This is a genomic window from Mycolicibacterium arcueilense (assembly GCF_058536225.1).
On sequence record NZ_JBZTYL010000034.1, the window covers coordinates 177,126 to 199,666 of the forward strand.

Genomic DNA, 22,541 nt, shown 5'->3' on the forward strand with positions numbered 1-22,541 from the left:
CAACGCGGTCAGGCGGCGCCCAAGGTCCGCTGGATGTCGGGCTTCATTTGATTCAACTGCGCACCCCAGTAGCCCCAGGTGTGGGTGCCGGTGGCCGGGAAGTTGAACACCGCGTTGTTTCCGCCCGCTGCGACGTATTGGTCACGGAAGTTGAAATTGCTCTGCAGCGCCGTGTTTTCCAGGAAGGTCGAGGCGACGTCGCCGCCGCCCAGCTCACCCGGGGTTCCCGAACCGCAATACACCCAGATGCGGGTGTGGTTCGCCACCAGGCGCCCCACCTGCAGCGTCGGATCGTTGCGCGCCCAGGCCGGATCACCGGCCGGACCCCACATCGCCGCCGAGGAGAAGCCACCGGAGTCGTTCATCGCCAACCCGATCAGCCCGGGCCAGGGGCCAGCCGAGGGATTCAGGAACGCCGACAACGACCCCGCGTAGCGGAACTGTCCCGGGTAGTAGGCGGCCAGGATCAGCGCCGAGCTGCCCGACATCGACAGTCCGACCACCGCATTGCCCGATGAGGACACATGCCGGTTGGCGGCCAGCCACTGCGGTAACTCGCTGGTCAGGAACGTCTCCCACTTGTAGGTCTGCACACCGCCGTTGCCCGCCGCCGGCTGGTACCAGTCGGAGTAGAAGCTCGACATACCACCGACGGGCATGACCACCGACAGCCCGGATTGATAGAACCACTCGAACGCCGGGGTCTCGATGTCCCAGCCGTTGGCGTCGTCGCGGGCACGCAGGCCGTCCAGCAGATAGACCGCGTGCGAACCGCCGCCTTGGAACTGCACCTTGATATCGCGCCCCATGGCGCCCGACGGAACCGACAGTGTCTCGACCGGCAAACCGGCTCGTGACCAGGCATTCGCTGTCGGCGGTGAACCGAGGAGACCGGCCGTAACGGCCAACATCAGGGCGGACAAGACCACCAGCCCGCGGGAAAATCCCTGCCGAATATACGTATCCACCATGTCCGCACCCCAGTTCTCGCGCACACGTATGGATTCGAAGCTACTCCCGCTGGAACAGGAAATACAGAGCCAATTCTCACACCGTGGCGCGGTCGCGACCCTCCCAGTAGGGCTTGCGCAGATCCTTCTTGAGGATCTTTCCGGTGGGATTACGCGGCAATTCGTCGACGATGTCGACCGACTTGGGGCATTTGTAGGCGGCCAGATGTTCGCGGGCGAACGCGATCAGGTCCGGCTCGGAGACCTCGCCTTCCAGTGTCACAACAGCTTTCACCGATTCACCCCATTTTTCGTCGGGTACCCCGATCACTGCGACGTCGACGACGGCGGGGTGCTCGGCCAGCACGCGCTCGACCTCGATCGAGTAGATGTTCTCCCCGCCGGAGATGATCATGTCCTTGAGCCGGTCTTCGACGAAGATGTAGCCGCCGTCGTCGACGCGGCCGATGTCGCCGGTGCGGAACCAGCCCTCGGGTGTGATGGCCTCTGCCGTCGACTCCGGGCGGTTCAGATAGCCCTTCATCAATTGCGGTGAGCGGAACCACAATTCGCCCTGCTCACCAACAGGCACCTCGGCACCGGTGTCGGGGTCGACCACCCTGACCTCGGCGCCGGGAACCACGGTGCCCGCACTCATGAGCCGCGCTTCACTGGCCTCACGGTGATCATCGGGCCCCAGCCGGCTGATCGCCCCGGACACCTCCGTCAGCCCGTACACCTGGATGAACTCCGTCTCCGGCCAGGCCTGCAGCGCAGAACGCAAGAGCGGCAACGGCATCGGCGACGCACCGTAGGCGAAGGTCTTCAACGCACCGAAGAGTTTCACTGCGTCCTCGCCGGTGTCGAACACCTTGGCCAGCACGGCAGGCACGAGGAACGTCCGGTTCGCCCCGGCGAGAATGCCACCGGCCAGTGCCATGCCGTCGACATCACGCGTCATGTACGTCGGCGCCCCGTGATACAGCCCCCACTGCATGTAGGACGACCCACCGACGTGGAACAGCGGCATGGCCACCAGACTCTTGTCCCCCGCGCTGAGCGTCCAGCCCTCAAACGCGTTGATGGTGTGGGCGATGACGTTGGAGTGGGTGAGCGCAATGCCTTTGGGCCTGCCTGTGGTACCCGACGAGTACATGATGATGCACGTGTCGTCGGGCTGGACATCGGCCGAGCGTCCGACCGGCGACGCACCGGCGAGCAGCGCCTCGTACTCGTCGCCGTCACCACCCTCGGGCGTCACCGTCACGATGTGCTCGACGGACGTGAGCCGATCGGCGATGGCATCGATGCCCGGCCGGAGTTCCTCGCCGACCACAAGAACCTTGGCCCCGCAGTCGTTGAGCACGTAATCCAACTCGTCGGCGGCGAGCCGGAAGTTGATGATGGCGTTCGCCGCACCGAGCGACGCGGCCGCGAGCGTCATCTCGACACACGCGACGTGGTTCTTGTCGAGGAAGGCGACCACGTCACCACGCCCGACGCCCCACGCACTCAGCGCGCCGGCCAACCGCCGGACCCTGTCGTACCACTGCGACCACGTCCAGCTGCGGCTCAGATAGGTGACCGCTTCCTCGTCAGGTTTGGTGGCCGCCCAGTGGGCGGCGCGTTCGTCGAGAAACTGCGGAGCCGGCAAATCTGACATGTCCAGAGCGTGCCATGGCGCCCCAGCCGTCAACCGGCTTTCGGATAAACCTGCTGCCCAGCCAGGAATGTGGCCTGTACTTCCAGGTCCGCGATGCTCTCCGGGGCAGTCTTGCGCGGGTCGGCCGAGACGATCACCAGGTCGGCGTACTTACCGACCTCGAGTGAGCCGATCACGTTGTCGGCGAACAACTGCCACGCCGCGTCGATGGTCTGCGCCCGGATCCCCTGCTCGACGGTGAGCCGCTCTTCGGGGGCGAGCACCCGCCCGCTCGGCGCAGTCCGGGTGACGGCCACACTGATGTTGCGCAGGGGCTCCTCCGGGGTGACCGGCGGATCGTTGTGCAGCGAGATCCTCATGCCGGTCGCCACGGCCGAGCCCGCGGGCATCCAGCGCCCGCCGTGCTCGGGACCGAACAGCCCGTCGACGAGGATGTCGCCCCAGTAGTGCAGATGGTCGACGAACAGGCTGCACGTGACCCCGAGGCCGTGCGCGCGCTGCAACTGCTCGGGCGTGATGGCGCCGACGTGTTCCAGCCGCAGCCGGTGATCGTCGCGGGGATGGGCACGCAGGGCTTCTTCGTAGACGTCGAGGATGGTGTCCACGCCCGCGTCACCGTGCACGTGGCAGGCCAGCTGCCAACCCTCGGAAAGAACGTGCCCACGATCTCGGTGAGCTGTTCCTTCGTGTAATTGGCGTGGCCGCACGAACCGGGCACCACGCCGATGGTCCGGGTGGCATCGGTGTCCAGGTACGGGAACGTCAGGTCGATGTTGCCCACCCATGGCGACCCGTCGACCCAGATCTTGATGCCGACCTGGCGCACGATGTCGTCACCCTCGGCCGGGCTGGCGTCGGTGTGCAGCGCGGCGGTCGACATCTCGTAGGTGCGCAACCGCACCGTCAACTGGTCGTGCAACTGCGCGAGCAACGGCCGGAACATCGGGTCGAATGCCATCTCCGAGCAGGTGGTCAAGCCGGCCCGGTTCAGCCGCGCGCATTCGGCGGCCAGCATCTCCGGATAGTCGCGGGCCGAGATGGCATCGCCGAGCAGCGGGAACACCGCCCCGGTTTCCTCGGCGGTGCCGTCGAGCTCACCGTCGGCCGTCCGCCCGTACTTGGCGCCCTTGGGGTCCGGAGTGTCTCGGGTCAGCCCGGCACGTCGGGCGGCCGCGCTGTTGAAAAAGGCCTTGTGGCCCGAGTTGTGCACGAGCACCAGCGGCGTCTCGGGCGCGACGCCGTCCAGCCAGGCCAGGGTCGGGTCGGGCAACCCGTCCTGCAGCAACGGGTCCCAGCCGTTCAGGAACGCACCATCGGCTCCGCGCTGGGCAACCTCGGCATGTATCGCGTCGAGCACCTCGCCCGCACTCGGCAAGGTGACCGGGCGGATGTCGACGATACGGCCCGACAGTGCCACCGCCTCCATCAGCGGATGACCATGTGCCTCAACGAAACCCGGCATGACGCAGCCGTCGACATCACGGACATCGGTGCGCTCCCCGACCCAGCCGGCCACCTCGGCCCGGGAGCCGACCGCGACGATGCGCCCGCCCGACACCGCGAGCGCCTCGGCGGTGGGCTGCGTGTCGTCGACCGTCAGGATGGTTCCGTAGAGGACGAGATCGGCGGACTCACTCGGGCTGGTCATGCCCGGATGCTAGAGCGTGGCGAGGTTCGCCCGGGTGCGTCCTCGGAAATAGGGGTCGAACAGAAAATTTCAAAAAGTTTTCGGCCCCGTGTCGATTTTCGCGTGGTGCCATTCGACGCACTAACGAGGGCACGATAGGCCGAGCCCCTTCCCGACACAAGAAGGAGACACACAATGTCGCGCTACATGCTGATCATGCGGTCCACCCCCGAGGCCGAGGCCGCGATGGCCGAGGAGAACATCGACTTCGACGAGATCATCGCCCAGATGGGCCGCTACAACGAAGAGCTGATCAAGGCCGGTGTGATGCTGGCCGGCGAGGGGTTGACCGATCCCGACGAGGGCTTCGTCGTCGATTTCAACACCGATCCCCCGGTGGTCACCGACGGGCCGTACACCGAGGCCAAGGAACTGTTCAACGGGTTCTGGATCCTGGAGGTGTCCTCCAAGGAGGAGGCCAAGCAGTGGGCCCGGAAGTGCCCGCTGGGATGCGGCGTCAAGCTGGAGGTCCGCCGGGTCAGCGAGACCGAAGAGTTTCCGCAGGACAACGAGTGGGTCCAGAAGGAAATCCAGTGGAAGGCCGACCTCGCGGAAAAAGCGGCCAAGGCCGCCCGCGCCGCCGCCAACCGCTGATCCGAGCACAGGCCCCGGCGGTCCCTAACCCGCCGGGGCCCGGCTCCGCCCCCCACATCTCAGACATTAAGCAGCGCGAACTTCGTGGACACGAGTAGCGCACTACCTGCATTTCGGTCCGCGGCGACCTTGTGTTACATCCCACATCGGGGGATCGGCTCCGCAGTTTCTGGAACACGTTCTAGTCTGTAGTTCATGAGTGATGCGCTGCTGCACCATCCCATCCATTCCGGCCATCTCACCGTCGGTGCGCTCAAGCGCAACAAGGACAAGCCCGTGCTGTTCCTCGGCGACACCACCCTGACCGGTGGCGAGCTCGCGGAACGCATCAGCCAGTACATTCAGGCCTTCGAGGCGCTCGGCGCCGGCACCGGCGAGGGCGTCGGCCTGCTGTCCCTGAACCGGCCCGAGGTCCTGATGATCATCGGCGCCGGCCAGACCCAGGGCTACCGCCGCACGGCACTACACCCTCTCGGTTCGCTGGACGATCACGCCTACGTGCTCGCCGACGCCGAGGTGACCACCCTGATCATCGACCCGACGCCGGCGTTCGTGGAGCGGGCCCTGGGGTTGCTGGAGAAGGTGCCCTCGCTTCGCCAGGTACTGACGATCGGCCCGGTGCCCGAAGCCCTGGCCGCGTCCAGCGCGTCGGTCTCCGATCTGACGGCCGAGGCCGCCAAGTACTCCCCGGTGCCGCTGGCTGCCGCCGAACTCAGTCCCGACCACGTCGGCGGTCTCACCTACACCGGCGGCACCACCGGCAAGCCCAAGGGCGTGATGGGCACGGTGCGGTCGATCTCCACCATGACGACCATTCAGCTCGCCGAGTGGGAGTGGCCCGAGAACCCGCGCTTTTTGATGTGCACCCCGCTGTCGCACGCCGGCGCGGCGTTCTTCACGCCGACCATCGTCAAGGGCGGCGAACTGGTGGTGCTGACCAAGTTCGACCCGGCCGAAGTGCTGCGCGTCATCGAGGAACAACGCATCACCGCGACCATGCTGGTGCCGTCGATGATCTACGCCCTGATGGACCACCCCGACTCGCACACCCGCGACCTGTCCTCGCTGGAGACCGTCTACTACGGCGCCTCGGCGATGAACCCGGTGCGGCTGGCCGAGGCGCTCAAGCGCTTCGGGCCGATCTTCGCGCAGTACTACGGCCAGTCCGAGGCCCCGATGGTGATCTCCTACCTCGGCAAGAAGGACCACGACGAGAAGCGACTCACCTCCTGTGGCCGGCCCACCCTGTTCGCGCGCACCGCGCTGTTGGACGCGTCCGGCCAGCCTGTTGCGCAGGGCGAGGTCGGCGAGATCTGTGTGGGCGGCCCGCTGCTGGCCGGCGGTTACTGGAAACTCGAGGACGCCACCTCGGAGACTTTCCGCGACGGCTGGCTTCACACCGGCGACATGGCCCGCGAAGACGAGGACGGCTACTGGTTCATCGTCGACCGGGTCAAGGACATGATCGTCACCGGCGGGTTCAACGTGTTCCCGCGTGAAGTGGAAGACGTTGTCGCCGAACATCCTTCGGTGGCCCAGGTGTGCGTGATCGGCACCCCCGACGAGAAGTGGGGCGAGGCCGTCACCGCGGTGATCGTGCTACGTCCCGACGCTGACTCCAGCGACGAAGCGGTGGCCACGGTGACCGCCGAGATCCAGGCCGCGGTCAAGGACCGCAAGGGCTCGGTGCAATCGCCCAAGCAGGTGATCGTCGTCGACTCCGTGCCGGTGACCGCACTCGGCAAGCCCGACAAGAAGGCCGTGCGCGCCCAGTTCTGGGAGGGCGCTGCCCGAGCGATCGGCTGATTTTCCGGGCCCTCCTTGCCTCTTCTGTCACGCTGGAGTGGCGCTCAAGCCTGAGCGCCACTCTGGCGTGACACTCGGCAGAATGGGTGAGGTGCCCGACGTGCCCGAGCCCGCCACCTCCGTCGACATGCGCGCGACGCTCGACGCGGTCTGGCGGATGGAGGCGGCCAAGATCCTGGCCACGCTGACCCGCACCGTCGGCGATGTCGGTCTGGCCGAGGATCTCGCCTCCGACGCACTGCTCGACGCCCTCACGCAGTGGCCGCAGACCGGCGTGCCGCGCAACCCCGGCGCCTGGCTGACCACCGTGGCCAAACGCAAGGCCATCGACCACTGGCGGCGCGCGGAAAGCCTCGACGCGAAGTACGCGGTGCTGGCCCACGATCTGGCCGAGCAAGTCGACGAGGCCTGGGACCCCGACCGGATCGACGACGACGTCCTGCGACTCATCTTCATCGCCGCCCACCCGGTGCTGTCGCGTGAGGCCCAGGTCGCGCTGACATTGCGCATGGTCGGCGGGTTGAGCACCGAGGAGATCGCCCGGGCCTTCCTCATCTCGACCGCCACCGCGGCCGCGCGCATCACCCGGGCCAAAAAGACCCTGACACAAGCCAACCCACCCTTCGAGGTGCCGCCGCGCGACGAATACCCGCACCGACTGTCGGCCGTGCTCTCGGTCATCTACCTGATCTACAACGAGGGCTACTCGGCATCCGCCGGACAGCGCTGGATCCGCGACGAATTGTGCACCGAGGCCCTGAGATTGGGCCGCGTACTGGCCGCACTGGTGCCCGATGAAGCCGAGGTCCACGGCCTGCTCGCCCTGATGGAGTTCCAGGCCTCACGCTTTGGGGCGCGCACCGATGCCGAGGGCCGACCCATCCTGCTGGAGGACCAGAATCGAGCCAGCTGGGACCGGGCCCAGATTCAGCGCGGCATCACAGCCCTTGAGCGCTCCGGCGCCGCACGGCAGCAACGTGGTTGGGGCCCGTATGCGCTGCAGGCCGCGCTCGCCGAATGCCACGCGGTGGCCCCGACGGCGGCCGACACCGACTGGGCGCGCATCGTCGCCCTGTACGACGCGCTGCTGCAGATCACCCCGTCCCCGGTGGTGCAGCTCAACCGGGCCGTGGCCGTCGCCATGCGCTCCGGCCCGCAGGAGGCATGGGAGATCGTCGACGGGATAGAGGGGCTGGACAGCTCGTACCTACTGCCCAGCGTGCGCGGCGAACTGCTGTCCCGGCTGGGCCGGCACACCGAGGCCGCCGAACAGTTCGACCGGGCCGCCGCCCTGACCGACAACGAGCGCGAGCGAGACGTACTGGCGAACAAGGCAATCCGCGAACGCGGCTGATCCCGGCCGCGGTCGTGGCACGATGGCGGACATGGTGTCGGCGGTGTTGTTCGACTTCTCCGGGACCCTGTTCCGCCTCGAGGAACAGGACAGCTGGTTCGCCGGGATGGCCGTCGACGAACGCGAGGTCGACGGCCACGTGCAGGCCGAGTTGATGCGCCGGCTGACCGCCCCGACCGGACGTTCCGTGACGATGACCGACGAGCAGTACCGGGCCTGGGCCAACCGGGACCTGGCCCCGCACCTGCACCGTGAGGCCTATCTGCATGTGCTGCGGGAATCCGGACTGCCCGACCATCACGCCGAATCGCTGTACAACCGGGTGATCGATCCGGCCAGCTGGACGGCCTATCCCGACACCCCGCGGGTCTTCAAACACCTGAAGGCACAAGGACTCCGGACGGCCGTCGTGTCCAACATCGCATTCGATGTGCGTCCGGCCTTCACCGCGATCGGCGCCGCCGGGCACGTCGACGAGTTCGTGCTGTCCTTCGAAGTGGGCGCGGTCAAACCCGACCCGGCGATCTTCACCACGACGCTGCAGCGCCTCGGCGTGCCGGCGCAGGACGCGCTGATGGTCGGCGACAGCGAGGAGGCCGACGGCGGTGCCCGTGCCGTCGGCTGCCAGTTCGCACTGGTCGATCCGCTGCCCACCGCGCAGCGGCCCGACGGGCTGATCACGGCCCTGCAGGCTGTCGGTATCCGCGCCTAGTGTGGAGTCATGGCTGACGACCGCATCAGGCCACCGTGGTGGCTGAAATACGTCAACAAGGTGATGATCGGGCTCAACAAGCTCGGCGTCGGCGGCGACAAGGGTCCCGTGGTGCTCACGGTGACGGGCCGCAAGAGCGGTAAACCCCGGTCGACACCTGTCACCCCGATGACCGTCGACGGGCACCGCTACATCGTCGGCGGGCTGCCGAAGGGCGACTGGGCCGCCAACGCCCGCGCTGCCGGCGAGGCCACCGTGCACCAAGGCCGCAAGGACCAGCGAGTCCGGGTGGTGGAGATCCCCGTCGAGCAGGCCCGGCCACTGCTGCGCCAATTCCCCGTCCTGGTTCCGACCGGTGTCGGGTTCATGCGCAATGCCGGGCTGGTGACCGGGCCCAATCCGGACGAGTTCGAAGCTCTCGCCGGGCGCTGCCCGGTGTTCCGGCTGGACCCGATCTAGAACCTGCCCGTCAGCTCAGGTGCGGGGCTTCCTTGATCTTGGAGTCCTGCTTGCCCACGGTCTGGCAGAAGGCCTGCACCGCCATCCGGGTGCCGGTGATCTCGAGTTGGGCTGGATCGCTGCCCTTCTCGTCCTTGAGCATCTTGGACACGGCTTCGTCCTGGGTCTTCTCGTCCTGCCCGATGAAGTCCTTGCACTTGGTGTCACCACCGGTGATCGCGGGTGAACATCCGACGAGTGCGAGGCCGACAGCCAACCCCGAGAACAACACACCTGCCGACTTCTTCATTGTGGTCAACGTCGTCTCTTTCTGATCTGGTGATGCGCTGTACGCATCATCGCGCCAGGTTTGGTACCCCGCGACGGTACCTGTGAAACGTCGAGTTGCCCTCGCTCTACAGTCGAGCACGTGAGTGCAGACAACCCGTTCGACCCGACAGCCTGGGAGCCGGTGCCCGGCTTCGACGATCTGACCGACATCACCTACCACCGCCACGTCGCCGACGGCGCCCGGCAGCCCACGGTGCGGGTCGCGTTCGACCGGCCCGAGGTGCGCAACGCGTTCCGGCCCCACACCGTCGACGAGCTGTACCGCGTCCTCGACCACGCCCGGATGTCCCCCGATGTCGGCGTGGTGCTGCTGACCGGCAACGGCCCGTCGGCCAAGGACGGCGGCTGGGCCTTCTGCTCCGGCGGGGACCAGCGCATCCGCGGCCGCTCCGGGTACCAGTACGCCGACGGGGAGACCGCCGAGACCGTCGACCCGGCCCGGGCCGGACGACTGCACATCCTCGAGGTTCAGCGGCTGATCCGCTTCATGCCGAAGGTGGTGATCTGCCTCGTCAACGGCTGGGCGGCCGGTGGCGGCCACAGCTTGCACGTCACCTGCGACCTGACCCTGGCCAGCCGCCAGCACGCCCGGTTCAAGCAGACCGACGCCGACGTCGGCAGCTTCGACGGCGGCTTCGGCAGCGCCTATCTGGCCCGCCAGACCGGGCAGAAGTTCGCCCGCGAGATCTTCTTCCTGGGCCGCGCCTACGACGCCGAGACCATGTACCAGATGGGCGCGGTGAACGACGTCGTCGACCACGCCGAGCTGGAGGCGGTCGGCCTGCAGTGGGCGGCCGAGATCAACGGCAAATCGCCCCAGGCCATCCGGATGCTGAAGTTCTCGTTCAACCTGATCGACGACGGCCTGGTGGGCCAGCAGGTGTTCGCCGGAGAGGCCACCCGGTTGGCGTACATGACCGACGAGGCCGTCGAGGGCCGCGACGCGTTCCTGCAGAAGCGCGATCCGGACTGGAGCGGTTTCCCGCGCTACTTCTGAGTGATTTGGGTGCGTTTGGTAACGCTAGGCGTTACCAAACGCACCGAAATCGCGGGGTTAGAAGCGGAAACCCGTCTGGCCATGAGGTGACTTCGCAAACGCGAGCACCTTGGCCGGGCTGACCCGGTAGACGATCGCAGCCTCACCGTCCGGATCGAAAACCTCGTCGTCACAATCGAAATCCCAGTCGTCGCCGTACTTGCTCCGGTAGGCATCGGCCAGGGCAGTCAGCCGTTGCCGACCGGTCACCCGCGCGGCGGTCCCCTCGACCACGATGTCCAGGCCCGCATTCCACGTGTTGGTTCCGGTCGTGACGACGACGGCCGCACCCGCCTGCAAGTTGCGGGCCTTCTGCTCGGAGGGCCCGGTGCAGAACACGAACGCATCGTCGGTCCACACCCCGACCAGTGGTGTGACGTGCGGCCGCCCGTCGCCGCGCACGGTAGTGAGCCAGTACAGCCCGGCAGCTTCGAGTGCGGCCGCGGCGGCCGGCCACGTGGTCGGTTCGGTCGCCTCGCTGAAGCGCTGGTCGAGCTTGCCGGTGATGGTCATAGCGGTATCGACTCGGGAGGCGCCCACAAGTCATCGCGGAAAGGTAGGCGACCTAAACTCGGCGGATGAGCAAGAACCCGCTGCGCCGACTCTCTGAGCAGGTGCTGTTGACGAGCATGCGCCCGCCGCTGACCGAACGGCTGCAGGCCCGTGACGATATCGATGTCGCAGGCAAGCGCATCCTGCTGACCGGCGCCTCGTCGGGCATCGGCGAGGCCGCAGCGGAGAAGTTCGCCGCGAAGGGAGCCACCGTCATCGCGGTGGCCCGCCGTCAGGAACTGCTCGACGACCTGGTCGGTCGGATCTCCGCCAAGGGCGGCGACGCCCGCGCCCACGCGGTGGACCTGTCCGACCTGGACGCCATCGACGAGCTCGTCGCCACCGTGGAACGTGACCTCGGCGGTGTCGACATCCTGATCAACAACGCCGGGCGGTCGATCCGGCGGCCGCTGGCCGAATCGCTGGACCGCTGGCACGACGTCGAGCGCACCATGACGCTCAACTACTACTCGCCGCTGCGCCTCATCCGCGGCCTGGCCCCGGGCATGCGGGAACGTCGCGACGGGCACATCATCAACGTCGCCACCTGGGGCGTGATGAACGAATCCTCACCGCTGTTCGCCGTGTACAACGCGTCCAAGGCAGCGCTCGCCGCGGTCAGCCGGGTCATCGAGACCGAATGGGCCTCCGTCGGCGTGCATTCCACCACGCTGTACTACCCGTTGGTGAAGACCCCGATGATCGCCCCCACCCGGGCCTACGACGGGCTGCCCGGGCTGTCGGCTGCCGAGGCCGCCGACTGGATGCTGACCGCGGCGCGCACCCGACCGGTGCAGATCGCGCCACGGATGGCGGTGACCGCCAAGGCGCTCAACACCGTGGCACCCGGTCTGGTCGACGCCGTGATGAAACGGCAACGGGTCCAACCGGTCTGACGTGTCGCACCGCGGCCGGCACCCGGCGGTGGTAGACAAGGGCTATGGAGATCCTGGCCAGCAGGATGTTGATCCGACCGGTCGATTACCCGAAGTCAGTGGAGTTCTACCGCGATGGGATCGGCCTGGCCATCGCCCGCGAATACGGTGCAGGCACAGTGTTTTACGCGGGCCAGTCACTGATCGAGCTGGCCGGGCACCATAGTCCCACCGAACCCGGGGTGTTTCCCGGGGCACTCTGGCTGCAGGTGCGCGACGTCTACGCCACGCAGGCTGAACTGGAAAGCCGCGGCGTGGCCATCGCCCGCGCCGCGACCCAGGAACCGTGGGGACTACACGAGATGCACGTGACCGATCCCGACGGCATCACCCTGATTTTCGTCCAGGTGCCCGACACTCATCCCCTGCGCCGGGACACCCGCGACTGAGCCAGCGCGCCGTTTTCCACCCCTGGGTTGTCGATCGGCACGATCAGCAGCCCTGCTGCAGAAATCGGCGATGCGCAGGCCTCAGCGCGTCGGGGTCGACAGCGGCCAACCCACCGAGGCCAGCCGCGCCGCGACCTGGTTGACCTCTTCGGGAAGGGGTTCCTTGTCGATGACGTTCTGCACCGCGCCCCGGATCTCGTCGTCGGTGACAGGGCTGTCTCCGTCGGAGGAGCGCAGGATGTCGTGGGTGGCCCGGACCACCTCGTCCTCGGACAGCGACCGGGTCAGCAACGCCAGCAGGGCGAACTGATCCTTGTGCGGCACACCCTCCGGATAGCCGGCCCGCAGCCAGCTCAGCACGTTGTCCAGGAAGCTCGTCGTTTCGGTCATGCTGCGCTCACTTACCCGGAATGAACGGGACGGGGTTGAATCCGAAGTGATGAATGATCGTGGTCTTGGTGATCCAGAGGATCGCGATCACGATCACCGCGGCGACGATGGTGAAAAGCGCCAGACCGAGGACCTTCAGCGCAGGGTTGGGCGCCACGACGGTGCCGTCCTCGTGGGTGCCGCCGGCGCCGTTCGAGTAGGCCACCAGACCCGTGGCGAACACCGCAGGCAGACCGGCTCCGAGGATCAACCCCACAACCAGCACCTTGAAGATGGAGTCCACATAAATCATCAGCTGATTCCTTAGCTAGATCCGGTCAGACTGCGGCTTTGTCGGCGGTGGTGGCGGGCTTGGCGGGCTTCCCGGCCTCGCGTACCTCGGCCGGCACCACCGAGTTGGTGGAGTCATCCCAATCGGCATTGACGTTCTTGTGGTCGACCTTCTGCTGCTGGGCGCGCCACCACATGTACCCGGACAGGGCGACCAGGATCAGGAAGATGAGGCCGTCGCCGGCCAGCGCGGCACCGGTGAGCGCCTCGACACCGTGCGACAGCCAGAAGGCCAGCGCGCCGACGATCCCGGCGGCGGGCAGCGTGATCAGCCACGCCATCGCCATGCGTCCGGCCACCGCCCAGCGCACCTCGGCACCGGGCTTACCGACGCCGCTACCGAGGATCGAGCCGGTGGCGACGTGAGTGGTGGACAGCGCCATACCCGCGGCGCTCGAGCTCAAAATGATTGCGGCCGAGGATGCTTCGGCGGCAAGCCCCTGCGGGGATTCGATCTCCACCAGGCCCTTGCCCAGCGTGCGGATGACGCGCCAGCCGCCGATGTAGGTGCCCAGGCCGATGGCCAGCGCGCAGGAGGCGATGATCCAGAACGGCAGGCCGTCTTCCTTCACGTTGCCGGTCAGGTGGCCGGTGGTGATGAGGGCGAGTGCGATGACGCCCATGGTCTTCTGGGCGTCATTCGTTCCGTGCGACAGTGCGACCAGCGAGGCGGTGGCGATCTGGCCCCAGCGGAAGCCCTGCTCGCGACGCTTCTTCAGCACGTTGCGGGTGATGCGGTAGACCAGCCAGGTTCCGGCGGCGGCGACGAGGCAGGCGATGAACGGCGCCGCGATCGCGGGGATGAGCACCTTCTGGAGGACGCCGGACCAGTTGACCCCCGACAGGCCGATGGCTGCCAACCCGGCGCCGATCAGCCCGCCGAAGAGCGCATGCGACGAGCTGGACGGGATGCCGAAGAGCCAGGTCAGCAGATTCCAGAGGATACCGCCGATCAGGCCGGCGAAGATGATCGTGAGTCCCGTCGAGGCGTCGATGCCGGAAACCAGCGACCCTGTCTTGCTGTCCTGGATCTTGAGCACCGATGTGGTGACCGTGACAGCCACCTCGACCGAGAGGAACGCGCCGACCAGATTGAGAACACCCGCCAGGATCACTGCGGTCTTGGGCTTCAACGCCCCCGTGGCGATCGAAGTGGCCATGGCATTGCCGGTGTCGTGAAAGCCGTTTGTGAAGTCAAAGGCCAGTGCTGTTGCTATCAACAGCACCAGGACGATCAGCTCAGCGCTCATGGCGGTAATTCTGTAGGACCATTGGCGTTTTTGACCAGCCGGAAACACCTCGCTGAGCTGGGAATTCGAATACGCTCCGAATGAGTTCACCGAGTGTTCATCTGCTCACCCCGGATTGTTCGCCGGGGCGGTTTGCCGATCCCCGAGCGGGCTATAAGTTCACTGCGAGCCAGAGTCGGCCGGCACCACTAACATCAATGCGGTCCTCCGGCTCAAACTCGTATGTCCGGTGGAACTTCGCTCGGGTGCATCAGGAGTAGGCACAGTGAACGCTTTTCTCGCGAAGATCGCGGCCTGGCTGAATGCCGGGTACCCCGAGGGGGTGCCCGGACCAGACCGGGTGCCGCTGCTGGCGCTGCTGACCCGGCGCCTGACCAACGACGAAGTCAAAGCAGTCGCACGGGATCTCATCGATCGCGGTGATTTCGATCACATCGACATCGGGGTGCTCATCACCCAGATCACCGACGAGCTGCCCCGCGTGGAAGACGTCGAACGGGTACGGCAACGGCTGGCCGCCAAGGGCTGGCCGTTGGACGATCCGCGCGACCCCGAAGACTCCGTCGACACCGATGAGGCCGGCCGCACCGACAGCGACGACCCGAAAGAGCCAGGGGGCCCGGCATAGCCGTTCTTCGCCCCGTCTCCGTCGGATCTGCGACGGACCCGTTGCTGGCGGTCCTCGATGACGTCCTGACCGGGCGCGAGTCGGCGATCCTGCCCGTGCCCGCAGACGATGAACGTCAGAGTTCCCTGCTGACAACCACTTTGCGCGCCGGCGAGGAGATCGACGACGACGTCGCCCTGGTGATCTCGACCTCGGGCACCACCGGCAAACCCAAAGGCGCGTTGCTGACCGCGGCGGCGTTGCGATCCAGCGCCGAGTCCACCCACGCCCGGTTGGGGGGTGCGGGCCGGTGGCTGCTGGCCTTGCCCGCCCATCACATCGCCGGCCTGCAGGTGCTGGTGCGCAGTGCGCTGGCCGGCACCACGCCCGTCGCCATTCCGGCCTCCTTCGACCCGGGCGAGTTGCCTTCGGCGGTGGCCGCTTTGGCCGGTGGGCGCCGGTACGCCTCACTGGTGGCGGTACAGCTGGACAAGTCCCTGCAGGACCCTGCCGCCGCGGAAGCGCTGGCCGAACTCGATGCCGTGCTGATCGGCGGCGGACCGATGCCGGCCGGTGTGGCCGAACGGGCCCGGGCGGCGGGGGTGAACGTGGTCCGCACCTATGGGATGAGCGAGACCGCGGGCGGCTGTGTGTACGACGGGGTGGCGCTCGACGGCGTGGAGGTGCGGATAGACAACTCCCGCATCCTGCTCGGCGGCGCCACCGTGGCCAAGGGGTATCGCAACCCGGTCACACCCGATCCGTTCGCCGAGCCCGGCTGGTTCCGCACCGATGATCTTGGTGCCGTGGATGATTCGGGTGCGCTCCGGGTCTTGGGCCGGGTCGACGACGCGGTCAGCACCGGAGGGTTGACGGTGCTGCCGCAACTGGTCGAATCGGCGCTGGCCGGCCATCCGGCGGTCGCCGACTGCGCGGTGTTCGGGGTCCCCGACGAGCGGCTCGGTCAGCGGGTGGTCGCCGCGCTGGTGCTGACCCCGGGTTCGAGCGCCCCCGACCTGGCCGAGCTGCGGGCCCAGGTGTCCCAGACGCTGGATGCCACCGCGGCACCGCGCGAGGTGCACATCGTCGACGAGTTGCCCCGTCGCGGCATCGGCAAGCTGGACCGCCGGGCGCTGTCGGCCCGCTACAGCTGAGCGCAGCGACGCCCAGAACAACGCCATGGCTCTGCCCGCCACGGAGAACGACCACTGCGTTGTTCTCGCGGGAGCGTCGCCGGAACTACGGAGCCGGAATTTCACTTGCGGCTTGGGCATGATGGAGCCATGCGCCGAGAAGTGACCTCAGTGGACGACCTTCGCGCCATCGTCGGCCAGCCCACCGCGGCCGCCGCCAACAAGGTGACCGCCCGGCTGTCGGAAGCGCAGCAGGTCTGGCTCAAGCAGTCGCCGCTGGGCTTCGTGGCGACCACCGATGCGCACGGCCGCGTCGACGTCTCCCCCAAGGGTGACCCGCCGGGTTTCGTCCAGATCCTCGACGACACCACGATCGCCATCCCGGAACGGCCCGGCAACCGGCGCGTCGACGGCTACCTCAACGTCCTCGAGCGCCCGCACGTGGGTACGGTGTTCGTCATCCCCGGCCGCGGCGACACCCTGCGCATCAACGGCACCGCGCGGATCCTTTCGGACGCCCACTATTTCGACACCATGGTGGTGAACGGCAAGCGGCCGATCCTGGCCCTGGAGATCGCCGTCGACGAGGTGTTCTTCCACTGCCCCAAGGCGTTCCTGCGCTCTGAGGCGTGGAAGCCCGAGAGCTGGAATCCGACGGCGGCACCCTCGGTGGCCCAGATGGCCAAGGCCTTCAAACCCGACCAGACCCAAGACGAACTCGACGCGTATTACCGCGAGGACAACCTGCGCACGATGCTCTACTGAACCGCCGCAGCCGGTTTCACCAGGATCGCCCGCGTGTAGAGCAGCTGGAATCCTCGACGCTGCACGTTGTGCTGGGACTTCGAGCCAGGCGCCGTCGTCACCACGGCGATCTCGCATCCGGCATCGGCAGCCTCGGCCAACCGGGCCGCCAGCAGCGCTGACTGCACGCCACGGCGCCGGAAGGCCGGTGCCGTCGCCGCTCCCGCCAACTGCGCGATCCCGTCGGCCAGCCGCATCATCGCGCCGCCCGCGACCGCTCCGCCGTACAATGCGATATACGGTGTGGCCCCGGCTTTTTCGATGTCACGCTCGGCGCGCTCGATGATGTCGGCGGGGAACTGCTCATGACTGACCGCGCCTTCACCGTCGGGATGGGCGAAGCCCTCCACCACGACGTTCACCCATGCGGTGAGATCGGCGGCCCGGCGCACGTCCACCTCCGTCGCCAACGGTGCCTCGACGCCGATCGGGCGGCCGAGGACGTTCTCGAACTCGGCGAGGCGATAGCCGCGGCCGGACAGCAGCGCGGTGATCTCGGGATCGGCGAGATTGGACAGCTCCACCCGGGTTTCGCTGCCCCTGGCCGCGAAGGCCCGTTCGACCTCGCCCAGCACGGCCTCGTCGGGCACACCGTCGAAGCCGAGGCCGACCAGCTTGTTCATCGGCGACTCAGCCTCGGCGAAACACGCGAATCCGCCGGCGACCGGCAACACCAACCCGTCGGCACCACGATCGCCTGCGGCCCGGGTCGCCGCGACGATCAGGTCCGACTCGGCCTTCTCGATACGGCGGGCCAGCTCGACCCCGCAAAACAATTGTCCTGTACCAACGTCCGAGTCACCGTAGATAGCCACGTCGATATTGTGCCCGCACAGGCATTTCCGAAACGTCCCGACATCGTGCCGGTCAGCGCGGCGGCCCGGCCGGCTCCCACGACTGCATCGCCATGTCGAGCTCATCACTGTCGAGCGCCTTCACCGGAATGCGCGATTGGCCGGCGTGGTAGCGCATGCCATCCAGCAGAATGGCCACGTAGCGACGCCACAGTTCGGCATCGACATTGCCGGCGAATTCGCTGACCGTGCCGGCCAGAAGCCCGAAGATCGGCATGTCCGTGGACGACAACTCCGGACGTAGATACCCGTCGCGTTGAGCCCGCTCGACCAGTTTGGTCAACACCGGGACGAGCTGCTCCTGGCAGGCCTTGACCCGGTCGCACCCATAGGCCTTGCTGAACGCGATTTCCCGCAATCCCCGGTCAGTCGCCGTGATCTCGCACATCTTGTCGACATACCAGGCGAATCCCTGCCATGAATCTTCTTGTTGCAGCGCAGATTCTGCCAGCGCAGTGAGCTGCTCCATACCGTCGACGAAGATGGCCGCGATCAGCTCTTCCTTCGTGGCGAACCGGCGGTACACCGTGCCCACCCCGACATTGGCGTAGCGCGCCACATCGTTGAGCGTCGCCTCAAGACCTTTCTCGGCAAACAGCTCCCTCGCAGCGTCGAGCACCCGCTGACGGTTGCGCTCCGCGTCCTTGCGCAGCGCGGGTCTTGTTTCCTCGGTCATATCTCTCAGTCCAAAGTGAGCGGCGTCATAAGTGGATTGATCCTATCCACTTATTCGGATAACTTTACGCCTCGAAGTGCGTAGGCCGCCTAACAGCAGGGTTGTCGCGATCGCATCGAAAACGTCGGGAGGCCCACCAGTGACACCTGTCATCGAAACGCCCGCCGCGGGCCTCCTCTCGGGGCCGTCGCGATGAAGGCAATCCGCCGAATCTGGCTCCCCGTCCTGATCGTCATCGCGATGGGGGCCGGCGTGCTGATCGTGATGAACGTCCGCAAGGTCTTCGGCGCACATCCGGTGATTATCACCGACACCACCTCGGACAACGCCGAAGACTTCAACCCCAAGTTCGTGAAGTACGAGATCTTCGGAACGGGCGGCACCGCCGTCATCAACTACATGGACCTCGAAGGCAAACCCCAGCGCACCGGAACCGTGCCGCTGCCATGGTCTTTGACCCTGCAAACCACATTGCCGTCGGTGCAGCCCAACATCATGGCGCAAGGCGACGGAAGCAGCATCAGTTGCCGAGTCACCGTCGATGACGAGGTCAAAGAAGAGAGAACGGCTACTGGATTGAACGCACAAACCTTCTGCTTTGTGAAGGCAGCATGATCGGCCGCAAGGAAGAAACCCAGACCGACGAGACCCCGACCGACGCCATCCCGACGGGACGCCATGCGGCACCTCCGCACCCGATGCTCCCGAGATTCATCCGGGCATTCGCCCTGCCGATCATCCTGATCTGGATCGTGATCGTGGCACTGCTCAACACCGTCGTGCCGCAACTCGAGGTTGTCGGCAAGATGCGCGCGGTGTCGATGAGTCCCAACGACGCACCGTCGATGATCGCCATCAAAGAAGTCGGCAAGAAGTTCCAGGAGTACGACACCAGCAGCTCGGTGATGGTCGTCCTCGAAGGCGACAAGCCACTGGGCCTTGAAGCGCACGTGTTCTACGACCAGATGGTTCGTGACCTGCGCGCGGACACCACGCACGTGCAGCATGTGCAGGACTTCTGGGGTGACACCCTGACCGCCAAGGGCGCCCAAAGCCGCGACGGCAAGGCCGCCTACGTGCAGGTCTACATCGCCGGCGACCAGGGCGAGACGCTGGCCAACGAGTCGGTCGAGGCGGTGCGGCGCATCGCCACCGAAAGCCCCGCGCCTGATGGCGTGAAGGCGTACGTGACCGGATCGGCCGCGTCCAGCACCGACCAGAACATCGTCGGCGACGAGAGCATGGAGCTGATCGAGCTCGTCACCTTCGGTGTCATCGCCGTGATGCTGCTTGGCGTCTACCGATCGATCATCACCACACTGATCGTGCTGTTGATGGTCGTGCTCGAATTGTCCGGCGCCCGTGGACTTGTCGCGCTACTGGGCTATCACAACTTCTTCGGTCTCACGACGTTCGCGACCAACATGCTGGTGACCTTGGCCATCGCCGCGGCCACCGACTACGCGATCTTCCTGATCGGCCGATATCAGGAAGCACGAAGAGCCGGCGAGGACAAGGAAGCGGCCTACTACGACATGTTCCACGGCACGGCCCATGTCGTGCTCGCCTCGGGTCTGACCATCGCCGGTGCGACGTTCTGCCTGCACTTCACGCGTCTGCCGTACTTCCAGACCATGGGCATTCCACTGGCGATCGGAATGACCATGGTGGTCGCCATGGCACTGACCCTGGGTCCGGCCGTCATCTCGGTGGCCAGCCGATTCGGCAAGATCCTCGAGCCCAAGCGGCATTCGAAGTCCCGCGGCTGGCACCGGGTCGGCACCGCCACCGTCCGTTGGCCGGGCGCAATCCTGGTGTGCGCCATCGTCGCAGCATTGGTCGGCCTGCTCGCCCTGCCCGGCTACCACACCACCTACAACGACCGCATCTTCCTGCCCAAGGACGTGGGGACGAACATCGGATACGACGCTGCGTTCCGGCACTTCTCGCAGGCCAAGATGAACCCGGACCTGATGATGATCGAGTCCGACCGCGATCTGCGGAACCCGGCCGACTTCCTGGTCATCGACAAGATCGCCAAGGCCCTCAAGAACGTGCACGGCATCGCCCAGGTGCAGACCATCACCCGTCCCGACGGCGATCCGATCAAGCACTCGACGATCCCGTACACGCTGGGCCAGAGCGGCACGACCCAGCTGATGAACAACGACTACGCGCAGACCAATCTGCAGAACATCCTCGATCAAGCTGACGATCTGCAGACCAGCATCGACGCGATGACCGAGATGATGAGCATCCAGACGGATCTCGCTGCGGTGTCACAGCGCATGGCCGACAAGATGAAGACGACGTCGAGCGACATGAACGACGTCCGGGATCACCTGGCGGACTTCGACGACCAGTTCCGGCCGCTCCGCAACTACCTGTACTGGGAACCGCATTGCTTCGACATCCCGATGTGCTGGTCCATTCGGTCCATATTCGACGCCCTCGACGGCATCAACACCATGTCCGACGACTTCCAGGACCTCGTTCCCGAGATGCAGCGCATGGCCGACCTGATGCCCAAGATGGTCGCCACGATGCCGCGGCAGATCCAGTCGATGAAGCATCAGAAGCAGATGCTGCTGAACCAGTACCAGGTGCAGAAGGCCCAGCAGGACCAGACGATGGCGATGCAGAACACCGCCACCGCCATGAGCGAAGCGTTCGATACGGCCAAGAACGACGATTCGTTCTACCTGCCGCCGGAGGCGTTCGAGACCGCCGACTTCCAGCGGGGCCTCAAGCTGTTCATGTCGCCTGACGGACATGCGGTGCGGTTCACCATCATTCACCAGGGTGATCCGCTGACGCCGGAAGGCACCGCACGCATCGAACCGATGAAGGTCGCGGCGACCGACGCCATCAAGGGCACACCGTTCGAGGGGGCCAAGATCTACCTCGGCGGCAGCTCGGCGACGTACTACGACATGCAGAAGGGTGCCGACTACGACCTGATCATCGTGGCCGCAGCGGCACTGATCCTGATCTTCATCATCATGTTGGTGCTCACCCGCGCCGTGGTGGCCTCTGCGGTGATCGTGGGCACGGTGGTGTTGAGCCTTGCCTCGGCCTTCGGCCTGTCGGTACTGCTCTGGCAACACATCGTGGGTATCCCACTGCACTGGATGGTGATGCCGATGTCGGTCATCGTCCTGCTGGCCGTCGGTGCGGACTACAACCTGCTGCTCGTGTCACGAATAAAGGAGGAGATCCACGCCGGGCTGAAGACCGGAATCATCCGGGCCATGGTCGGTACCGGCGCCGTGGTCACCTCCGCAGGCCTGGTCTTCGCCTTCACCATGGGATCGATGGCGGTGAGCAGTTTGATCGTTATCGGTCAGGTCGGAACGACGATCGGCTTAGGCTTGCTGTTCGACACCCTTGTGGTCCGGTCGCTGATGACACCGTCCATCGCCACGTTGCTCGGGCGCTGGTTCTGGTGGCCTCAGCGGGTGCGTCAGCGTCCGCTGCCACAACCGTGGCCGAAGCCCGTCCAGCGAGACCCCGAGGAGGCCCTGGCCTGATGAAACGCCTGATCATTGCCCTGTCGATCTGCGCCGCAACCGGTCTCGCCGTCGCGGCACCGGCCGCTGCCGATCCGGACACCGATTTCGCGAATGAGCTGCACACCTTCGGTATCTACGGGCAGCGGGACTACAACGCCTGGATCGCCAAGATCATGTGCAAGCGACTGCACAACGGCGTCGACCACACCGCCCAGGACTTGGTCGGTTTCGTGAAGAAGCAACTGGCCAAGGACAGCACCGACGCCCAGTCGTGGCAGTTCACCGGCACCGCCATCAACTACTACTGCCCCGATCAGCGCTTCGTCTACGAACAGGCCGCGCACTAACCAACCCTGGGAGCACCATGTCCAACCGCACCAGCGTCAAGAACCTGATCCGCACCGGCGTCGCCACCTGCGCGGTGGCCGCCAGCCTGGCCGGCGCCGGCATCGCAAATGCCGACGCCACCGACGACTACCCGATCCCCAACCGGATCCTGCGCACCCCGTGCACCGCCG

23 protein-coding genes and 2 pseudogenes are annotated in these 22,541 nt (G+C 66.3%); 15 read left to right on the plus strand and 10 right to left on the minus strand.

All coding sequences use genetic code 11. The features are described 5' to 3' along the window. Positions 1-8: 8 nt before the first annotated feature. From AC4LGL_RS29460 to AC4LGL_RS29470, 3 genes and pseudogenes are all read right to left on the minus strand, one after another. Positions 9-911: an esterase family protein gene (locus AC4LGL_RS29460; protein ID WP_491841851.1), complete on the minus strand. Its 903-nt coding sequence runs from the start codon at positions 909-911 to the stop codon at positions 9-11. Positions 912-1,047: 136 nt separating this feature from the next. Next, positions 1,048-2,613, minus strand: a complete 1,566-nt coding sequence (locus AC4LGL_RS29465) for a long-chain-fatty-acid--CoA ligase (RefSeq protein WP_491841828.1) — start codon at positions 2,611-2,613, stop codon at positions 1,048-1,050. Between the two features lie 29 nt (positions 2,614-2,642). Beyond that, positions 2,643-4,261 (minus strand): annotated as a pseudogene (locus AC4LGL_RS29470) (amidohydrolase). 174 nt (positions 4,262-4,435) lie between these two features. On the opposite strand from AC4LGL_RS29470, the gene AC4LGL_RS29475 reads away from it, so the two are divergent. From AC4LGL_RS29475 to AC4LGL_RS29495, 5 genes are all read left to right on the plus strand, one after another. Further along, positions 4,436-4,894, plus strand: coding sequence for a YciI family protein (locus tag AC4LGL_RS29475; protein WP_491841829.1), 459 nt, complete (start codon positions 4,436-4,438; stop codon positions 4,892-4,894). A gap of 195 nt (positions 4,895-5,089) precedes the next feature. Then, positions 5,090-6,700 (plus strand): fatty-acid--CoA ligase FadD8, encoded by a 1,611-nt coding sequence (fadD8, locus tag AC4LGL_RS29480; RefSeq protein WP_491841830.1) that lies wholly within the window; start codon positions 5,090-5,092, stop codon positions 6,698-6,700. Between the two features lie 82 nt (positions 6,701-6,782). Beyond that, complete coding sequence (locus AC4LGL_RS29485; RefSeq protein WP_491841831.1) at positions 6,783-8,054, plus strand: RNA polymerase sigma factor; 1,272 nt, start codon at positions 6,783-6,785, stop codon at positions 8,052-8,054. 22 nt (positions 8,055-8,076) lie between these two features. After that, the gene (locus AC4LGL_RS29490; protein ID WP_491841832.1) at positions 8,077-8,766 is read left to right on the plus strand and encodes an HAD family hydrolase; all 690 of its coding nucleotides are present in this window, start codon (positions 8,077-8,079) and stop codon (positions 8,764-8,766) included. A gap of 9 nt (positions 8,767-8,775) precedes the next feature. Then, the gene (locus tag AC4LGL_RS29495; RefSeq protein ID WP_064886775.1) at positions 8,776-9,225 is read left to right on the plus strand and encodes a nitroreductase family deazaflavin-dependent oxidoreductase; all 450 of its coding nucleotides are present in this window, start codon (positions 8,776-8,778) and stop codon (positions 9,223-9,225) included. Between the two features lie 10 nt (positions 9,226-9,235). Here the strand turns inward: AC4LGL_RS29495 and AC4LGL_RS29500 are convergent, their stop codons facing one another. Further along, positions 9,236-9,514: a hypothetical protein gene (locus AC4LGL_RS29500; protein ID WP_491841852.1), complete on the minus strand. Its 279-nt coding sequence runs from the start codon at positions 9,512-9,514 to the stop codon at positions 9,236-9,238. Positions 9,515-9,634: 120 nt separating this feature from the next. Between AC4LGL_RS29500 and AC4LGL_RS29505 the strand changes: the two genes are divergently transcribed. Beyond that, complete coding sequence (locus tag AC4LGL_RS29505) at positions 9,635-10,552, plus strand: 1,4-dihydroxy-2-naphthoyl-CoA synthase (protein WP_064886774.1); 918 nt, start codon at positions 9,635-9,637, stop codon at positions 10,550-10,552. 57 nt (positions 10,553-10,609) lie between these two features. On the opposite strand, the gene AC4LGL_RS29510 is transcribed toward AC4LGL_RS29505, so the two are convergent. Continuing rightward, positions 10,610-11,104 carry a pyridoxamine 5'-phosphate oxidase family protein gene (locus AC4LGL_RS29510; RefSeq protein WP_491841833.1) on the minus strand — a complete coding sequence of 165 codons (495 nt, stop codon included), beginning with the start codon at positions 11,102-11,104 and terminating at the stop codon, positions 10,610-10,612. Between the two features lie 65 nt (positions 11,105-11,169). Here AC4LGL_RS29510 and AC4LGL_RS29515 point away from each other — a divergent pair, with 65 nt between their 5' ends. Both AC4LGL_RS29515 and AC4LGL_RS29520 read left to right on the plus strand, forming a co-directional pair. Continuing rightward, the gene (locus tag AC4LGL_RS29515; protein WP_055110405.1) at positions 11,170-12,039 is read left to right on the plus strand and encodes an SDR family oxidoreductase; all 870 of its coding nucleotides are present in this window, start codon (positions 11,170-11,172) and stop codon (positions 12,037-12,039) included. A 44-nt stretch (positions 12,040-12,083) separates the two neighbouring features. Next, on the plus strand, positions 12,084-12,467 hold the full coding sequence (locus tag AC4LGL_RS29520; protein WP_448443735.1) for a VOC family protein: 384 nt from the start codon (positions 12,084-12,086) through the stop codon (positions 12,465-12,467). An 81-nt stretch (positions 12,468-12,548) separates the two neighbouring features. On the opposite strand, the gene AC4LGL_RS29525 is transcribed toward AC4LGL_RS29520, so the two are convergent. The 3 genes from AC4LGL_RS29525 to AC4LGL_RS29535 are packed head-to-tail and all read right to left on the minus strand — an operon-like array spanning position 12,549 to position 14,437. Further along, positions 12,549-12,857, minus strand: a complete 309-nt coding sequence (locus AC4LGL_RS29525; RefSeq protein WP_064934916.1) for a DUF3349 domain-containing protein — start codon at positions 12,855-12,857, stop codon at positions 12,549-12,551. 7 nt (positions 12,858-12,864) lie between these two features. Next, entirely contained in the window at positions 12,865-13,149 is a 285-nt protein-coding gene (locus tag AC4LGL_RS29530; protein ID WP_135458361.1) for a hypothetical protein, read from the minus strand. Between the two features lie 25 nt (positions 13,150-13,174). Next, positions 13,175-14,437 carry an inorganic phosphate transporter gene (locus AC4LGL_RS29535; RefSeq protein WP_491841834.1) on the minus strand — a complete coding sequence of 421 codons (1,263 nt, stop codon included), beginning with the start codon at positions 14,435-14,437 and terminating at the stop codon, positions 13,175-13,177. Positions 14,438-14,702: 265 nt separating this feature from the next. On the opposite strand from AC4LGL_RS29535, the gene AC4LGL_RS29540 reads away from it, so the two are divergent. The 3 genes from AC4LGL_RS29540 to AC4LGL_RS29550 all read left to right on the plus strand — a co-directional run bounded on the left by AC4LGL_RS29540 (position 14,703) and on the right by AC4LGL_RS29550 (position 16,942). Then, entirely contained in the window at positions 14,703-15,065 is a 363-nt protein-coding gene (locus AC4LGL_RS29540; protein ID WP_491841835.1) for a DUF3349 domain-containing protein, read from the plus strand. A 41-nt stretch (positions 15,066-15,106) separates the two neighbouring features. Beyond that, positions 15,107-16,198: an o-succinylbenzoate--CoA ligase gene (gene menE / locus AC4LGL_RS29545; RefSeq protein ID WP_491841836.1), complete on the plus strand. Its 1,092-nt coding sequence runs from the start codon at positions 15,107-15,109 to the stop codon at positions 16,196-16,198. Between the two features lie 129 nt (positions 16,199-16,327). After that, entirely contained in the window at positions 16,328-16,942 is a 615-nt protein-coding gene (locus tag AC4LGL_RS29550) for a pyridoxamine 5'-phosphate oxidase family protein (protein WP_491841837.1), read from the plus strand. Here AC4LGL_RS29550 and AC4LGL_RS29555 read toward each other — a convergent pair. Both AC4LGL_RS29555 and AC4LGL_RS29560 read right to left on the minus strand, forming a co-directional pair. After that, the gene (locus AC4LGL_RS29555; RefSeq protein WP_491841838.1) at positions 16,936-17,796 is read right to left on the minus strand and encodes a GNAT family N-acetyltransferase; all 861 of its coding nucleotides are present in this window, start codon (positions 17,794-17,796) and stop codon (positions 16,936-16,938) included. The genes AC4LGL_RS29550 and AC4LGL_RS29555 overlap by 7 nt on opposite strands. 52 nt (positions 17,797-17,848) lie before the next feature. After that, positions 17,849-18,511 (minus strand): TetR/AcrR family transcriptional regulator, encoded by a 663-nt coding sequence (locus tag AC4LGL_RS29560; RefSeq protein WP_491841839.1) that lies wholly within the window; start codon positions 18,509-18,511, stop codon positions 17,849-17,851. Positions 18,512-18,703: 192 nt separating this feature from the next. Between AC4LGL_RS29560 and AC4LGL_RS29565 the strand changes: the two genes are divergently transcribed. The 4 genes and pseudogenes from AC4LGL_RS29565 to AC4LGL_RS29580 all read left to right on the plus strand — a co-directional run. Further along, the gene (locus AC4LGL_RS29565) at positions 18,704-19,126 is read left to right on the plus strand and encodes an MmpS family transport accessory protein (RefSeq protein ID WP_055110425.1); all 423 of its coding nucleotides are present in this window, start codon (positions 18,704-18,706) and stop codon (positions 19,124-19,126) included. Beyond that, complete coding sequence (locus AC4LGL_RS29570) at positions 19,123-22,041, plus strand: MMPL/RND family transporter (RefSeq protein ID WP_055110426.1); 2,919 nt, start codon at positions 19,123-19,125, stop codon at positions 22,039-22,041. Before AC4LGL_RS29565 ends, AC4LGL_RS29570 begins: the two co-directional genes overlap by 4 nt. After that, on the plus strand, positions 22,041-22,370 hold the full coding sequence (locus AC4LGL_RS29575) for a DUF732 domain-containing protein (protein ID WP_491841840.1): 330 nt from the start codon (positions 22,041-22,043) through the stop codon (positions 22,368-22,370). Before AC4LGL_RS29570 ends, AC4LGL_RS29575 begins: the two co-directional genes overlap by 1 nt. Positions 22,371-22,387: 17 nt before the next feature. Beyond that, positions 22,388-22,541, plus strand: a pseudogene (locus AC4LGL_RS29580) (DUF5078 domain-containing protein); the annotation flags it as partial.

Excerpts from the sequence above, each read along its gene's own strand:
- AC4LGL_RS29460 (WP_491841851.1), bottom strand. The coding sequence starts at position 911 with ATGTTGGCCGTTACGGCCGGTCTCCTCGGTTCACCGCCGACAGCGAAT.
- AC4LGL_RS29465 (WP_491841828.1), bottom strand. The coding sequence starts at position 2,613 with ATGTCAGATTTGCCGGCTCCGCAGTTTCTCGACGAACGCGCCGCCCAC.
- AC4LGL_RS29475 (WP_491841829.1), top strand. The coding sequence starts at position 4,436 with ATGTCGCGCTACATGCTGATCATGCGGTCCACCCCCGAGGCCGAGGCC.
- fadD8 (WP_491841830.1), top strand. The coding sequence starts at position 5,090 with ATGAGTGATGCGCTGCTGCACCATCCCATCCATTCCGGCCATCTCACC.
- AC4LGL_RS29485 (WP_491841831.1), top strand. The coding sequence starts at position 6,783 with ATGGGTGAGGTGCCCGACGTGCCCGAGCCCGCCACCTCCGTCGACATG.
- AC4LGL_RS29490 (WP_491841832.1), top strand. The coding sequence starts at position 8,077 with ATGGCGGACATGGTGTCGGCGGTGTTGTTCGACTTCTCCGGGACCCTG.
- AC4LGL_RS29495 (WP_064886775.1), top strand. The coding sequence starts at position 8,776 with ATGGCTGACGACCGCATCAGGCCACCGTGGTGGCTGAAATACGTCAAC.
- AC4LGL_RS29500 (WP_491841852.1), bottom strand. The coding sequence starts at position 9,514 with ATGAAGAAGTCGGCAGGTGTGTTGTTCTCGGGGTTGGCTGTCGGCCTC.
- AC4LGL_RS29510 (WP_491841833.1), bottom strand. The coding sequence starts at position 11,104 with ATGACCATCACCGGCAAGCTCGACCAGCGCTTCAGCGAGGCGACCGAA.
- AC4LGL_RS29515 (WP_055110405.1), top strand. The coding sequence starts at position 11,170 with ATGAGCAAGAACCCGCTGCGCCGACTCTCTGAGCAGGTGCTGTTGACG.
- AC4LGL_RS29520 (WP_448443735.1), top strand. The coding sequence starts at position 12,084 with ATGGAGATCCTGGCCAGCAGGATGTTGATCCGACCGGTCGATTACCCG.
- AC4LGL_RS29525 (WP_064934916.1), bottom strand. The coding sequence starts at position 12,857 with ATGACCGAAACGACGAGCTTCCTGGACAACGTGCTGAGCTGGCTGCGG.
- AC4LGL_RS29530 (WP_135458361.1), bottom strand. The coding sequence starts at position 13,149 with ATGATTTATGTGGACTCCATCTTCAAGGTGCTGGTTGTGGGGTTGATC.
- AC4LGL_RS29535 (WP_491841834.1), bottom strand. The coding sequence starts at position 14,437 with ATGAGCGCTGAGCTGATCGTCCTGGTGCTGTTGATAGCAACAGCACTG.
- AC4LGL_RS29550 (WP_491841837.1), top strand. The coding sequence starts at position 16,328 with ATGCGCCGAGAAGTGACCTCAGTGGACGACCTTCGCGCCATCGTCGGC.
- AC4LGL_RS29560 (WP_491841839.1), bottom strand. The coding sequence starts at position 18,511 with ATGACCGAGGAAACAAGACCCGCGCTGCGCAAGGACGCGGAGCGCAAC.
- AC4LGL_RS29565 (WP_055110425.1), top strand. The coding sequence starts at position 18,704 with ATGAAGGCAATCCGCCGAATCTGGCTCCCCGTCCTGATCGTCATCGCG.
- AC4LGL_RS29570 (WP_055110426.1), top strand. The coding sequence starts at position 19,123 with ATGATCGGCCGCAAGGAAGAAACCCAGACCGACGAGACCCCGACCGAC.
- AC4LGL_RS29575 (WP_491841840.1), top strand. The coding sequence starts at position 22,041 with ATGAAACGCCTGATCATTGCCCTGTCGATCTGCGCCGCAACCGGTCTC.